Source organism: Vibrio cyclitrophicus, assembly GCF_024347435.1.
Taxonomy (GTDB): Bacteria; Pseudomonadota; Gammaproteobacteria; order Enterobacterales; family Vibrionaceae; genus Vibrio; species Vibrio cyclitrophicus.
Map to the genome: position 1 here is coordinate 1,592,323 of NZ_AP025481.1, position 13,682 is coordinate 1,606,004.

Consider the following 13,682-nt stretch of genomic DNA (forward strand, 5'->3'; position numbering starts at 1 on the left):
GATCTGAAAAGTGACATCTCTCCCTTTTATAAGGGAGAGCTAATATGCTGGTACGAGTAGGGACGTGATAGATCATCGTTCATTTCTATCGACAGGCTGTTTGCCCGCACATGCTGGACAGCACCGTCAGTTTTTTAATTAATCACCATCCATGACTAGCACGGATTCAGCTATAAACATGGCTTTTTTCGGTAGAAAGCCTCGATGGTTTTAAAGCTCTGAAGCAAGCAAATTAACAACGAAAAAATAAGGGATACTATGTCTTTTTTATCTTATCATCCGGGGGAATTAGCAGCCCAAGACAAAGCGGGAACAAGAGGCGCAGCCGCTGAACTCGCTGCCGGTAAGCGCAGTGTCCTTAGCTTTTCTTCTAGTCATGATGCATTTTTGGCAGCTCAATCATTTGCCGCTTTAGCAAGTGTTGATATAAAGAGTCAGTCTGTGTGGGTAACCCCTTTGTTCGGCAAAGCTGGTGATTTAACGGCTACCTCAGAACACGAAATTTTAATCTCCGCAAGTTGCATCCCAAACTCTGAAATACTTAAATTTATTGAGCCTGGCACGCCTCTTTCATTATTAGGAATTGATTTAAATAGAAGAATAAGACATCGCATTAGCGGCACTTCGCTAACTTCAATGAATCAAGAGAGCCGTGGATTGAATTTACAAGTTGAGGAATATAGCCCCAACTGCCCTAAATACATTAATCGTAGACAAATCATCCATGCATCAAATGAAGCGTCTGCCTTAAACAAAGATGCAAAGGCAGTAATCCGCACTCAGTTAACTCCTGATGATCAAGCGTTTGTTCGGACAATCGATACTTTGTGGATCGGCAGTTACGCACCTAATGTCGGTGCTGATTGCAATCATAGAGGCGGGCAACCAGGTTTTATACGAGTAATATCACCATCTATCATAGAGTGGCCTGAGTATCGTGGTAATGGCATGTTTTTTACCTCGGGTAATTTGGAATCTTGTGATAGAGCTGGAGTTACTTTAGTAAATTTTGAATCAGGTAGCATGATTCAAATGACAGGCCGAGCAACTGTAGATTGGGCACACGATGGGAGTTATGAAGGTGCTTCAAGGAAAATAGTCTTTCACATAACAAGTCTTATCCGAACAGACAATGTTACCAGCCATCGTTGGCAACGCTTAGATTACTCTCCTTATAACCCTGTGGTAGCGGGTGCAGAAATCTTAGATTCTGAAACTGAATATCCGCAAGTGGCAACGTTGGCGAAAATTGTGGACGAAAGCGAGCATGTTAAGACTTTCCGCTTTGTGATACCGCGTCGTATTGCTTTTCTGCCTGGTCAATATGCTACTTTTGAATTTTCCAATATTCCCGATGGTGAACCGCTTGAGGTACGTACTTGGACTCTATCGGAAACTCCTAACAGTATTAATGGCGACAATACATTAGATATTACGGTGAAGCGTGTCCCAAATGGGTTGCTAACGAACTGGTTACACGACCATGCGGAGCTCGGCATGCAAGTTAAATTGCTGGGTGTTCAAGGCGAAATGACTGCAATTCGATTGGACATAGAAACGCAAAAACCGGTCGTTCCTAAACATTTGCTGTTACTGAGTGCTGGCATTGGTATTACGCCTAATCTGGCGATGGTTCGTGGTATCGGCGCATTTTCACTACAAGACCAAACCAATATTACTATGATCCACATAGAAAGAGATGAAAAGCACCTCATTAGCCAATCAGAATTATTACGCCGAGCAATGAATTACCCTAGTTTCAATTACATAAATATCATTAGTAGTCGTCAGGGGCGGTTGACAGAAGATGCACTGGAAAAGGTGGTGCCGAATGCGGCTAGCCAGCAAGCCTATATATGTGGGCCGACTCAATTTATGAGGGATATGACTGAGTACCTAGTTTCAATAGGCGTCCCAGCAGCACAAATTTATACTGAAAGTTTTGAGTTTTGAATTTAGCTGTTCGAGGTTTGAGGCACAGATGGTTGGACAACCGATTGGAACAGCTCAAACCTTGATTGATAATGACAGGCTCGTGCTGATTAGCCCACTTAGATAAATCGAATACGAAGATCAAAAAAACTCCGCGGCGTTAAATTCCACGGAGGACTTTTTATTTCTAAATCATGTTCTTCTAGGTCTCAGCGCTACAGCGAAACAGCACGCTTTATCTCTTCTAGAACCTCGGCGTTAGCGATTGCTCCGAGGTTTTCTACATCTTTGCCATTCACGACCTGCTTCACTGCCAACTCCACCAATTTACCAGAGCGTGTTTTTGGCACGTCGCTGATCGCAAAAATCTGGCTTGGTACATGCCTCGGTGAGCAAGAGGATTTGAGTTTACTTTTGATGGCTGTCAGTAAGTTATCATCTAAGCTCACACCTTGCTGCAGTTGAACGAACAGCCATATTTGCTCATTGCGGTCGATGTCTTTGCCGACTGCTATCGAATCAACAATGCCCTCAATGGTATTCACTTGCTGGTAGATCTCGGCAGTACCAATTCGCACGCCACCAGGGTTGAGAGTGGTGTCGCCTCGCCCGTAGAACAGGTAGCCACCATGCATGCTCTGTGCGACTTCATCACCGTGATGCCACACATTATCAAACCTGTCCCAGTAAGTGCTGTGGTAGCGCCCCCCTGTGTCATTCCAAAAACCAACAGGGAAGTTGGGTAGGGAGTTTGTACACACGAGTTCGCCACGTTCGTGATTGACCTTGTCACCAGAAGAGTTGAACACCTTGATATCGATTCCAAGCCCTGCCTGTTGGCACTCACCGCGATACACAGGCGAGATCGGGTTACCCAATACAAAGCAGCCACAAATATCCGTGCCGCCAGAAATTGAGGCTAAATGCAGGTCTTGTTTGATGTGTTTGTAAACGTAATCAAACTGCTCTGGGTAAAGCACTGATCCCGTCGAGCACAGTGTTCTCAAATGAGGAAGCGAGTGACTGTCTATTGGCGAGAGTTCGGCTTTCTCAATCGCCTCTAAATACTTGGCTGAGGTGCCAAACAACGATACATTCGCGCGCTGTGCCAAGTCCCAAAGTACATTGGTTTGCGGATAAACCGGGTTACCATCAAAGATCACCAAACAAGCCCCGCTGGCGAGCGCAGAGACGTGCCAGTTCCACATCATCCAACCACAAGTGGTGTAGTAGAACATGCGATCGTGTGGCTTAACATCGCAGTGAAGTTGATGCTCTTTTAGGTGATTGATGGTGGTGCCACCGACAGAATGCACAATACACTTGGGTTTGCCCGTTGTGCCAGAAGAGTAGAGTACAAACAGTGGTTCATTAAAGTTCACACGAGTAAATCGAAGAGGCTTTGGTTGATAGTGACTAATGATGTTTATCCAACTTTGGATTGACACTCCATGTTTAACTTTGTTCTTCTCCAAATTGCTCTTCTCTAAATCATCACTTGGCTTTAAATAACCGATCTGACACACCTGCTTTAGCTCGGTTAAGTGTTCGATGATTTCATGGTTCTTGTCCGTCATATCGAACGTTTTGCCATTGAAGGTGTAGCCATCACAGGTGAATAGCACCTTAGGTTTCACTTGGCCAAATCGTTCAATCACACTCTCTACGCCAAAGTCGGGAGAGGTCGATGTCCAAATCGCCCCTAAGCTGGTGGTCGCCAACATCGCTATCACGGTTTGCGGTAGATAAGGCGTATAAGCAGCAACCACATCACCTTGTTGAACTCTGTTATCAACAAGCCATTGTTGAACGCTAGAGATGCCTTCACTTAGGGTTTGCCATGTATAACTCTGTTGTTCGCCACGCTCATTCTCAAACCAAATAGCACGTTCATCCGGTATCTCATGCGCCAAGCGCAGCAAATTTTCGGCGTAGTTTACTTGCGCATTCGGAAACCAAACTGCATCGCGATTCGATTTAGGCTGCAGCCAGCGGCTCTCTCCTTGAGTTTTGATGAGCTCTCTTTGTGCGTTATCAATACTGTTCTGCGAGCCCACCATTCCACAAAACTGCCAAACGTTCTGCCAAAACGACTCGGGATGTTCCACGGACCATTGATGGAAATCCGTGTAGTTTTGTAATTCCCGTCCGAGTACGCCCTGCTGAGCAAGGCTATCCATGAATTGGGTTAAGTTGGCGTCTGCGATGCGCTGCTCGCTAGGTTGCCAAACTGGCTTATTGCTTTCGTGCATTCCTTTGCCTTTAACAAAAAGTTAACGTTTTCAGTCTGGTATTTAGGTTTTACAAAGTCAAAAGATCAGCAAAATAAGGGGTTGTCGGAATTGTGTAAATAAAATGTTACACGATCGCCTATTTCGAAAAGTCGCGCAAATTGGCGGATATAACGAGTGGAGATAGGCTTAAAGTGAGACATTCGAAAGGAGGTGTGTAATGACTCAATATCATTCTAAGCCCGTGAGCCAAGAGGGATGGGTTGAGTGGAGCCTCGAAGAAGACGCTATTTGGCACGACTTGGTAAAAAGGCAACTGGACGTCATTAATGACTGTGCATGCGATGCTTATTTGCATGGCTTGACCCTGCTGGATCTGCCATTAGACAGAGTTCCCCAGCTTCCAGAAATAAATAAAGTTCTAATTAAAACAACAGGTTGGCAGGCTCAGCCTGTGCCTGCGTTGATCGATTTCGACCGTTTCTTTGATTTGCTCGCCAATAAGAAATTCCCAGTCGCGACATTTCTGAGAACGCGAGACGAGTTCGATTACTTACAAGAGCCCGATTTCTTCCATGAAATTTTCGGACACTGTGCCATGCTCACCAATATCGATTTTGCGACATTCACTGAGCATTACGGAAAACTAGGCCAAGCAGCAACACCTAAACAGCGCGCCTATCTTGCCCGTTTGTATTGGTTTACGGTCGAGTTCGGTTTAGTAAAAGAAGGCGATAGGCTGAAAATCTATGGCGGCGGCATTCTTTCGTCTCCGGCGGAAACCATGTATGCGCTGGGAGCGGATTTGGCCGTTCGTGAGCGGTTTGATCTGCAAACCGTATTAAGAACACCTTATCGTATCGATATTATACAACCGAAATATTATGTGATTGATAAGCTGTCTGAACTCTTCAAAATCAGCCAGGAAAACCTATTGCAGCAAGCTGATCTAGCGATAGATGAGGGATTATTACCACCACTTTTTGAACCTAAGGAACCAACACATGTTGAATGAACAAAAATGCGAAGCCTGCAGTATCGACGCGATTGCCCTAAGTAAAGACGAACAAAAGTCTTTACTGTTGGAGTTGTCTGATTGGCAGATCATCGAAAGAGACGGTACCCCACAGCTTGAGAAGGTGTTCAAGTTTAAGAACTACAAACAAGCATGGGCATTCAGCAATAAAGTGTCGGAGTTGGCAGAAGAAGAATTCCATCACCCTTCGATCTTATTGGAGTGGGGCAAAGTCACTGTTACTTGGTGGAGCCACTCAATCAAAGGCCTGCACAAGAATGATTTCATCTGCGCCTCACGCTGTGATGTGCTTGCTGTGAGTGAATAGTATTTTGGGTTAGGGGTTACTCTTGCAACCTTATGTGGTGTTATTACCTCATTATTCGGCTCATAAGGTGAGCTGAATAATCACCTCATGGTATGAGTTGAATAAGCGATACTTTCGTATCATAGGGCGTAACTTCTCCCAAACTAGGTTGACCTGCATCAGTGACTTGCCGCTTTCTCGTCCTACAACCCCCACTATTGCTCATAGTATTGGTTTTATGAGGCTGCTCTATGATATATTTCTCGGCCAAGTGTATTACAGACGAAGGCTAATAATGTCTATCAACCTTTCACTCCTTCCACCCAGCGAGAAAAATAAAATCGAACTGGATAAGCAGGCATCGTTTCTTGTATGGAAACTGAAGCAAGCGAAATGTGGCCCTGAAGCCATTGTTGAAGAAGCAATGAAGCTAGGTGATCCAGAAGAAAAGGCTTGGTTTGAACAGTCTGTAGAAAAATACAAACGGGTAATGGGTGTCGCATAAACGCAGACAAACCTTACCCAGCAAAGCTGTAGAATTGAAATGACACAGTAATTTGCTAGAATTTGCTCCGTTAACTGAATCAGAGAGAAGATCCCGATGGGAAGAAGTTTTGAAGTGCGCAAGGCCTCAATGGCGAAAACTGCAGGCGCAAAAATTAAAGTTTATTCTAAATACGGTAAAGAGATTTACGTACTGGCTAAGAACGGTAGCTCTGACCCAGACATGAACCTACCTCTTAAGCACCTGATTGCTAAAGCGAAAAAAGACCAAGTACCAGCTCACGTTATCGAAAAAGCGATCGACAAAGCTAACGGCGGCGGCGGTGAAGACTTCCAACCAGCTCGTTACGAAGGTTTTGGCCCAGGTGGCACAAGCGTAATCGTTGACTGTCTAACAGACAATGGCAACCGTACTTTCCAAGACGTTCGCCAATGTTTCGTTAAGACTGGCGCGAAAATCGGTGTTGAAGGTACGGTTTCTCACATGTTCGCTCACCAAGCTGTATTCCAGTTTAAAGGCGAAGATGACGAGATCATTCTAGAAACGCTAATGATGGAAGACGTAGACGTGACTGACGTTGAGCTAGAAGACGGTGTTATCACTGTATTCGCTCCAACGACAGAGTTCTTCAAAACGAAGACTGCACTAAACACTGCGTTCCCAGAGCTAACTCTAGACGTTGAGGAAATCACTTTCGTTCCTCAAACGACTACGCCAGTTGCTGAAGAAGATTCTGAGAAGTTCCAGAAGTTCTTAGACATGCTTGACGACTGTGATGACGTTCAGCAGGTTTACCACAACGCTGAGCTGTAATCTTTACAGTAACAACAGTTATTAAAAAACCGAGCCTAGTGCTCGGTTTTTTTATGCCGTTTATTCAGAGATAGAAGAACTTAAAAGTGTGACTCTGGATGTTGGCTGTTTTCTTTGTTTTTGCTTGCAGGCCGAGATTGATCGTTGTTTTCATTTCCCGTATTTGTTCGAAACTACCGGACGAATTTCCCTTGATCATCGTTCCATATTGGCGACATGATCGACCTAGTTGAGTAACCCATTTAGTTCATCATTTCCGGTGAAGTTGAAGTTTCAGGTAATGGGGTCGGCATCGTTTTAGCTTTTGGCTTGCAAATCCATGCTGCGAATTTTCGAATCAATGGCAGTACGGTTAGGTTGAGCGTGAATGCGCAAGGCCAAGCAATAAAGAAGCTTTGCAGCCAAATCGACGGCCATTCGTGGCTGAATCCCATTTTATAACCTGAGATAACTCCAGACATAATCGTTGCCATGGTCAGGGAAGACAAAAGGGCGGTGACCCAAAATTGTTTATTGTTCATGGTATGTTTCTCCCGTGATTTTCTGTTGTTGATGAGATAAGGTTACATATATCCATTAATGAGAAAAATAGGCACATATAGAAGTATGAATTCCATATTTGGAAACATTGATGATCTGTTCTTATTCTGCGCAGTGGTTGAAGAGGGGTCTTTGCTTTCAGCATCGAAACGTCTGCAATTGCCTGTGTCGACCATGTCGCGTCGGTTAACCGCCTTGGAAGAGCGCTTGAGCATCCGCCTTCTGGAAAAGAAAGGACGAGAGCTGGTGGCCACCAAAGACGGTGAGGCGGCCTTTGCAGCGCTGAGCAGTGGTATGGAATCTTTGCATCAAGGGTTTAGTAGCCTGCTTGAAGAGCGCGATGCGATTCAAGGCAAGATAAAGCTCGCGGTGCCTCATAACTTCTATAGTGGTTTTCTTCGGCCAACGGTTGAGCAATACCTCACTCAGTATCCGAACGTGCAGCTCAATCTCATTTTGAGTCAGCAGCAAGTAGTGCCTGAAACCGATCGTGACTTGTTGATCACGTTTAAAATTTCCGACATGGACGGCATGATTGCTCGACCACTGTTTAAGGCCAAGCATGGCTTTTTTGCGAGCCAAGAATATTTAGATTCTCGTGAAGAGATTAAAAATCCAGACGATCTCGAGCATCAAGAGTGGATTAATGTCGATGATGTGTTTGATATACCGCTCTACAAATCCGATCGCTTAGAGCAGATGGTGACGATTAAACCCAAGTTCATCGTTAATGATATTTATGCCGTTGCGGCCGCAGCGCAAAAGGGGTTGGGTATCGCCTCACTGCCTTTTCGCCATGTTTCTCCAAAAATGAATCTGATTCAAGTGCTGCCTGAGTATCATCGGGGTGATCGCCAAGCGTATTTAGTGTACAAAGAAAGAAAATATCAGCCGAAGGCTTTGACTTTGCTTATCGACACGTTGATTGAGAGCGTTCAGTCATTCCATCACGATGAGCTGAGTTAAATAAAAAGGAGTAAGAAATGAAAGTAAGTTTTATCGGGCTAGGCGTAATGGGGTTCCCAATGGCAGGCCACCTAGTCAAAGCCGGTTTTGAAGTGACGGTATTTAACCGCACTCACAGCAAAGCATTAGACTGGGCTAATAAACACCAAGGTAAAGCTGCTGAGAGCGTGGCTGAATGTGTAGCCGAAGCTGACGTAGTATTGGTTTGTGTCGGCAACGACGACGATGTGCGCAGCATGACGACCAGTGAAACAGGCGCTCTGGCCGCAATGAAGCCAAACGCGATTCTTGTTGATCACACCACAACGTCTGCGGTTCTGTCTGAAGAGCTTGAAGTGGCAGCGAAGAAAGCGGGTGTTCGCTTTATGGATGCACCAGTGTCTGGTGGCCAAGCGGGCGCAGAAAACGGCGTATTAACCATCATGTGTGGTGGCGAACAAGAGCTATTCAACGACCTTCAACCTGTATTTGAAGCTTACGGTAAGTCGTCAGTTCTAATGGGCAAAGTCGGCCAAGGCCAACGCGCGAAAATGGTCAATCAGATTTGCATTGCAGGTGTATTGAACGGCCTATCTGAGGGCTTGGTACTTGCAGAGAAATCAGGTTTGGATATCCCAACATTGGTTGATTGCCTTAAAAACGGCGCAGCTGGTTCATGGCAGATGGAAAACCGAGCAACCACAATGGCGCAAGACAAGTTCGATTTCGGTTTCGCCATTGATTGGATGATCAAAGACTTAGGTTTCTGCCTAGATGAAGCAGAGCGTCAAGGTATCCAATTGCCATTGACGGAAAAGACCAACAACGCATACAAGGCATTGTCTGCTGAAGGACAAGGCCGCATGGATACGTCAGTATTGATGAAAGCTGTCGTTGAAGAGACGAAGAAGTAGAAGAAACAAAGAAATTGTCCCAGCGAATAAGCAGTAAAGCTTCGTTTAGATAATTAAAAATAGCCGCTGATTAGCGGCTATTTTTGTTTGTGTGAACTTAGGAATGCAGTGAAAGCGTTGGTTCTGAAACTCACCATCGAACAAAACCTTGTCACAAATCTCATATCTTAAGGTGAGCTCGGAGCATTTCCGAGAATGTAAAAACTTTTCCCCCTACAAAGTCATGTCTAATTTTACTCATCCCCCTAAAAATTGTTCCCGACGCCTTCTGATGGATGGAGTCCATCGCTAGAGATTGGTTTGGCCTGTATTGTTCGTTAATAATTACCGCATAAACCAAAACACAGATTTACTCTCTACCTAATTAAGGCTTCAAATCATGACAAAACCATCAAAACTCTTTACCAGTATCGCTTCTGCTTTGGCATTGACCGCTAGTGTTTCAGTATGGGCTGATGAGCAAGATTTTAGTTCGATGCAAATGCAAGGCGTCGAAAAAGTGGATATTCAAGTTGATATAGAAGGTGCTGCGCAACGCTTATCGCAAGCGGTTCAGTTTCAAACTATCTCTAACCAAGATCGCAGTGATTTTGATGAGCAGGCTTTTCGTGACTATCATCAATTTCTTGAAGAATCGTACCCATTAGTGCACAAAACACTCAAGCGAGAAGAAGTCGGTGACCCGCGCCCTTTCAGCTTGATTTACACGTGGGAAGGTAAAGATCCATCACTTGCTCCCGCTATTTTTATGGCGCACCAAGATGTAGTACCAATTGCAGAAGAGTCTCGTGATGAGTGGAAAGAAGAGCCGTTTTCAGGCGCGATTAAGGACGGTTATATCTGGGGTCGTGGCTCATTAGATGACAAAAACCAACTTCAGGCGCTGTTAGAAGCTACTGAGATGAAGCTAAAAGAAGGTTTCCAGCCTGAACGTACCATTTTGTTTGTATTCGGCCACGACGAAGAAGTGGGTGGGCCAGAAGGTGCCAAGCACGCGGCTGATATCATTGAGCAACGTTATGAGAAAATTGCGTTTGTTATGGATGAATCTGCTCCTCTTGTCCCAGGTATATTTCCTGGCATCCGTGAAAACACGGCATTAATCGGCATTGCTCAAAAAGGGTTCGTTAGTCTAGAGATTGCTATCAATGGTGTTGGTGGTCACTCATCACAACCGGGAGAAGAATCGAATATTGTCGCGTTAGCAAAAGCAGTTGAGAAAGTTGAAGCAGCGCAATTCCCTTACAAAATTCATGATGCGGTGAGATACCAATATCGATACATGGGGCCGGAACTCCCAGAAGCGCAGCAACCACTGTACAAAGCCGTAGCCTATGGCGAAAACGACACGGTGACGGACTTAGAGAAAAAATTTATTGATGTGATGTCTAAAAATGAGGTTACTCGCGCCATGCTTCATACTACAACGGCGGTTACTATGTTTAATGCTGGTATTAAAGACAACGTATTACCGCCAGCAGCTACTGCAGTTGTAAACTTTAGACCGATGCCGGGTGACACTCCTGAGGTGATTATCGAACATGTGAAGAAAGCGATCGGCGATGAAAGAATGACCATTCGTGATATCTCAGCATCAACGCCTGCAACCAATGTTGCGGATCCTAGTGGTCCCGGTTATGCCATGTTAGAGAAAACGATTCGCCAAACTTGGGGTAATGATCTGATTGTTTCACCGTTCTTTGTTATTGGTGGTTCAGACTCTAAACACTTCCAAGCGCGAGATTTTGCCCCTGATGTATATACAATGACGGCGATACAATTAGAAAGCGTAAAAGAATTCGAAGGCTTCCACGGCGTGAACGAACGTATCTTAGTTGAAGAATACGGTCGCTCTATTGGGTTCTTCTACCAACTAATGGATAACCTCGAAAGTTTGTAATTTAAATATTATTGACTCATATAAAACGAGACGATGGCTAAGATTTTCTTAGCCATTTTTTCATTAGCCCTTGTTCTAATAAGAAAATATTGACATGAAAAATACATTATTAATGGTTATGGCTTGCTGTTTTAGTTTGTTCACACAAGCTGCTGAAACGATATCTTGGGAGTCATTAAGACCTGTGCAGAATCAGTATCAGGTTCTTTCTCCTGGGAATAAGGCGCTACTTTCTGAGATTTACGCCTACGAGGCTGTTCAAAAAACTCGTCAGTTAAGTCCAATGGAAAAAGATGGATACAATCAACGTGTGGTATTGGCTGAACAATTTGGCTTAAACGTACGTGAGCTGCTTGTACAAAGAACACAACAAACGAACGATATTGTTCCCGACCTTAGTATTAACGATATGAAATTAGCCGGATTTTTAGTACCGCTCGAAATGGAAGGTTTAATAGGAAAGCAGTTTATATTGGTGCCTACCGCAGGGGCTTGCATTCACACACCTCCCCCACCTGTAAACCAAACGATTTTAGTCGAATTTCCAGAAGGCCATGAATTACAAAGTTTATACACACCAGTATGGGTGACAGGGAATATTAAAACAGGGGCGGTTGATACGTCGGTTGCACTTTCTGATGGCAATCAAGATATTCAAACTGGATACGTCATTGATGCGTCGGATATTGAGCTTTACCACTAAATCTGTTCAACGAATTTAGAATATAAAATGGTGACTAACGGGGGAATCGTTAGGTTCAATCGGCTCACTATGTACCGTCTAACTCACTTATCTTCATGCTCCCCACTTCGATCTTTGATGGGGGCAATCCATCGGAGGCGATGAGGTGTTATTCCGTTTTCCTTATACCGTATCTGTATTAACAAAGGCGACTGGCTCGCAGCTTTTGCATGCAGTCCGCCCTACAGCACTTATATACCAATAGGAAAACCAATATGAAAAGCTTAATCGCTATATCCATAGTAACGGCTCTGTCGGCAGGCTCAGCGTGTGCTAATGAGATCGTTAATGAATCATCCACAAATGTAGATGTTTACAACACTCATGACTTTTTTTTGAAAAAAGGCAATCGAGTTAAACTTCAGTTTCCTATCGAGCAATCCAAGTTTGCTTGGCAGAACCTAAGTCGTTTCTACCCTACCGCTCAAATAGAACGGGATGGGCCTGTCTATCAATTCCCATATCAAATTGACCAAAATATTGGCGAAATATCAGCGACTGTACACGGTGAAAGCAAGACTCTAAACGAACATCTCAATTCCTATCCTGTCGATGCTTTTCTTGTTGTTAAGAACGGAGAGGTTGTCTTTGAGCGTTACAACACGATGCGAAAAACAGACAAGCATAATTGGTTTTCAAACTCGAAAATTACAGTAGGTATCGAGCTGGCTAAATTGGTCAACGAGGGGCAAGTTAACCCAGGAGACCCTATTTCTAAATACATTCCTGAATTAAAGGGATCTGACTGGGACATGGTATCCGTTTCTGATACTGCAAATATGGCGACAGGCTTGAACGCAACAGAGCATGATGAGCCAGAGGCAGACTCACGTATAAACCCAGAACAACCTTGGTTTAAATGGGCGGTTTCCATTGGCGTGTTTGAAGGTCAAGGCAACCAAAGCCCACTTGAAGTACTTGCTGAAATGAAGCGAAGAGCACCGGGCGGAAAAACATTCGAATACAATTCAATTAATACGTTTGTTCTAGCTCGGCTTATTGAGAACGTTCGTAACTTACCCATGAATGAGATTGTCAGCCGTGATATGTGGCAGAAGATGGGGGCTAATAATGACGCTTATACTGTCGTTTCTCCACAAGGGGGATACCCTTTAATGTTTTTCTCAATGAATACCACAATTGAAGATATGACTAAATTCGGCATGTTACTTACTCCGTCCGCCATAAAGTTGGGTAATGGTGGAGTTAGCAAAGAAGTCATTACGTTAATTCAAGACTCTGGTAACTCAGAAGCTTACGGTGGTGGTTATGTTGGCAAGATGATGGAAAACTCTTTCTACAACGACACAAACATCAAGAATGGTTATCAATTTGATGCAATCTTTGAGGATGGCGACTTATTCAAGGCAGGTGTTGGCGGTCAAGGTGTGTATATTTCACCAGAAAAAGACTTAGTTATATCTTTCTTTTCAACCAGTAACGGTAAAAACCAAGAAGAAACTTATGCTCGTGAGATTGCGAAATATTTTAGCCGCTAATTATGCACGGTGATTACCACCTAATGTGACCAATCATTGATAGATTTGAACATTGAATAAGTTTTATCTTTTTTGTAACGCCAGTCGCCTGACTGGCGTTTTTTGTTTGCTGAGTTTGGTTATTGATTCCTTGCGAGCGGGTGATTAAGCATCACGAATTATCTACAGCACTATCCATTATCGCTGTAGTAACACTGTTATGCGTTTTAGGCTCGTGGTTAAACACCGATGTCAGAGCCTAAATAAGTTTACGTCATCATATAGATACGACTTGTTTGAGCTTCTTCCCGTTACTCATTGCATTCAGACGATACATTCGCTCCTCTTACCCTATACTCA

Annotated in this window: 12 protein-coding genes; 10 read left to right on the forward strand and 2 right to left on the reverse strand. The window is 44.1% G+C overall.

The annotated features are described in order from the left end of the window. Positions 1 to 258 precede the first annotated feature (258 nt). On the forward strand, positions 259 to 1,953 hold the full coding sequence (locus OCW38_RS21800; protein WP_016767954.1) for an FAD-binding oxidoreductase: 1,695 nt from the start codon (positions 259 to 261) through the stop codon (positions 1,951 to 1,953). A gap of 194 nt (positions 1,954 to 2,147) precedes the next feature. Here the strand turns inward: OCW38_RS21800 and OCW38_RS21805 are convergent, their stop codons facing one another. Next, positions 2,148 to 4,184, reverse strand: coding sequence for an acetoacetate--CoA ligase (locus OCW38_RS21805; RefSeq protein ID WP_065612743.1), 2,037 nt, complete (start codon positions 4,182 to 4,184; stop codon positions 2,148 to 2,150). A 199-nt stretch (positions 4,185 to 4,383) separates the two neighbouring features. On the opposite strand from OCW38_RS21805, the gene phhA reads away from it, so the two are divergent. From phhA to OCW38_RS21825, 4 genes are all read left to right on the forward strand, one after another. Then, positions 4,384 to 5,178, forward strand: a complete 795-nt coding sequence (phhA, locus tag OCW38_RS21810) for a phenylalanine 4-monooxygenase (RefSeq protein ID WP_016767956.1) — start codon at positions 4,384 to 4,386, stop codon at positions 5,176 to 5,178. Then, entirely contained in the window at positions 5,168 to 5,506 is a 339-nt protein-coding gene (locus tag OCW38_RS21815) for a 4a-hydroxytetrahydrobiopterin dehydratase (protein ID WP_010432321.1), read from the forward strand. The genes phhA and OCW38_RS21815 overlap by 11 nt, the downstream gene beginning before the upstream one ends. Positions 5,507 to 5,780: 274 nt before the next feature. Then, positions 5,781 to 5,990 carry a DUF3283 family protein gene (locus tag OCW38_RS21820; protein ID WP_010432323.1) on the forward strand — a complete coding sequence of 70 codons (210 nt, stop codon included), beginning with the start codon at positions 5,781 to 5,783 and terminating at the stop codon, positions 5,988 to 5,990. Between the two features lie 96 nt (positions 5,991 to 6,086). Continuing rightward, entirely contained in the window at positions 6,087 to 6,803 is a 717-nt protein-coding gene (locus tag OCW38_RS21825) for a YebC/PmpR family DNA-binding transcriptional regulator (RefSeq protein ID WP_010432326.1), read from the forward strand. Positions 6,804 to 7,045: 242 nt separating this feature from the next. Here OCW38_RS21825 and OCW38_RS21830 read toward each other — a convergent pair whose 3' ends face one another. Next, the gene (locus OCW38_RS21830) at positions 7,046 to 7,324 is read right to left on the reverse strand and encodes a DUF2798 domain-containing protein (protein ID WP_010432329.1); all 279 of its coding nucleotides are present in this window, start codon (positions 7,322 to 7,324) and stop codon (positions 7,046 to 7,048) included. 85 nt (positions 7,325 to 7,409) lie between these two features. On the opposite strand from OCW38_RS21830, the gene OCW38_RS21835 reads away from it, so the two are divergent. The 5 genes from OCW38_RS21835 (at position 7,410) to OCW38_RS21855 (ending at position 13,343) form a co-directional block, all read left to right on the forward strand. After that, complete coding sequence (locus OCW38_RS21835; protein ID WP_010432331.1) at positions 7,410 to 8,309, forward strand: LysR family transcriptional regulator; 900 nt, start codon at positions 7,410 to 7,412, stop codon at positions 8,307 to 8,309. Positions 8,310 to 8,326: 17 nt separating this feature from the next. Then, positions 8,327 to 9,202 (forward strand): NAD(P)-dependent oxidoreductase, encoded by an 876-nt coding sequence (locus OCW38_RS21840; protein ID WP_010432333.1) that lies wholly within the window; start codon positions 8,327 to 8,329, stop codon positions 9,200 to 9,202. Between the two features lie 379 nt (positions 9,203 to 9,581). After that, entirely contained in the window at positions 9,582 to 11,102 is a 1,521-nt protein-coding gene (locus OCW38_RS21845) for a M20 family peptidase (RefSeq protein ID WP_010432334.1), read from the forward strand. A gap of 94 nt (positions 11,103 to 11,196) precedes the next feature. Then, positions 11,197 to 11,805 (forward strand): DUF3299 domain-containing protein, encoded by a 609-nt coding sequence (locus OCW38_RS21850; protein ID WP_016767959.1) that lies wholly within the window; start codon positions 11,197 to 11,199, stop codon positions 11,803 to 11,805. Between the two features lie 254 nt (positions 11,806 to 12,059). Next, the gene (locus OCW38_RS21855; RefSeq protein ID WP_010432338.1) at positions 12,060 to 13,343 is read left to right on the forward strand and encodes a serine hydrolase domain-containing protein; all 1,284 of its coding nucleotides are present in this window, start codon (positions 12,060 to 12,062) and stop codon (positions 13,341 to 13,343) included. Positions 13,344 to 13,682 lie beyond the last annotated feature (339 nt).

Coding starts and splice junctions, on each gene's coding strand:
- phhA (WP_016767956.1), top strand. CDS start 4,384: ATGACTCAATATCATTCTAAGCCCGTGAGCCAAGAGGGATGGGTTGAG.
- OCW38_RS21855 (WP_010432338.1), top strand. CDS start 12,060: ATGAAAAGCTTAATCGCTATATCCATAGTAACGGCTCTGTCGGCAGGC.
- OCW38_RS21800 (WP_016767954.1), top strand. CDS start 259: ATGTCTTTTTTATCTTATCATCCGGGGGAATTAGCAGCCCAAGACAAA.
- OCW38_RS21845 (WP_010432334.1), top strand. CDS start 9,582: ATGACAAAACCATCAAAACTCTTTACCAGTATCGCTTCTGCTTTGGCA.
- OCW38_RS21830 (WP_010432329.1), bottom strand. CDS start 7,324: ATGAACAATAAACAATTTTGGGTCACCGCCCTTTTGTCTTCCCTGACC.
- OCW38_RS21835 (WP_010432331.1), top strand. CDS start 7,410: ATGAATTCCATATTTGGAAACATTGATGATCTGTTCTTATTCTGCGCA.
- OCW38_RS21850 (WP_016767959.1), top strand. CDS start 11,197: ATGAAAAATACATTATTAATGGTTATGGCTTGCTGTTTTAGTTTGTTC.
- OCW38_RS21825 (WP_010432326.1), top strand. CDS start 6,087: ATGGGAAGAAGTTTTGAAGTGCGCAAGGCCTCAATGGCGAAAACTGCA.
- OCW38_RS21840 (WP_010432333.1), top strand. CDS start 8,327: ATGAAAGTAAGTTTTATCGGGCTAGGCGTAATGGGGTTCCCAATGGCA.
- OCW38_RS21805 (WP_065612743.1), bottom strand. CDS start 4,184: ATGCACGAAAGCAATAAGCCAGTTTGGCAACCTAGCGAGCAGCGCATC.
- OCW38_RS21820 (WP_010432323.1), top strand. CDS start 5,781: ATGTCTATCAACCTTTCACTCCTTCCACCCAGCGAGAAAAATAAAATC.
- OCW38_RS21815 (WP_010432321.1), top strand. CDS start 5,168: ATGTTGAATGAACAAAAATGCGAAGCCTGCAGTATCGACGCGATTGCC.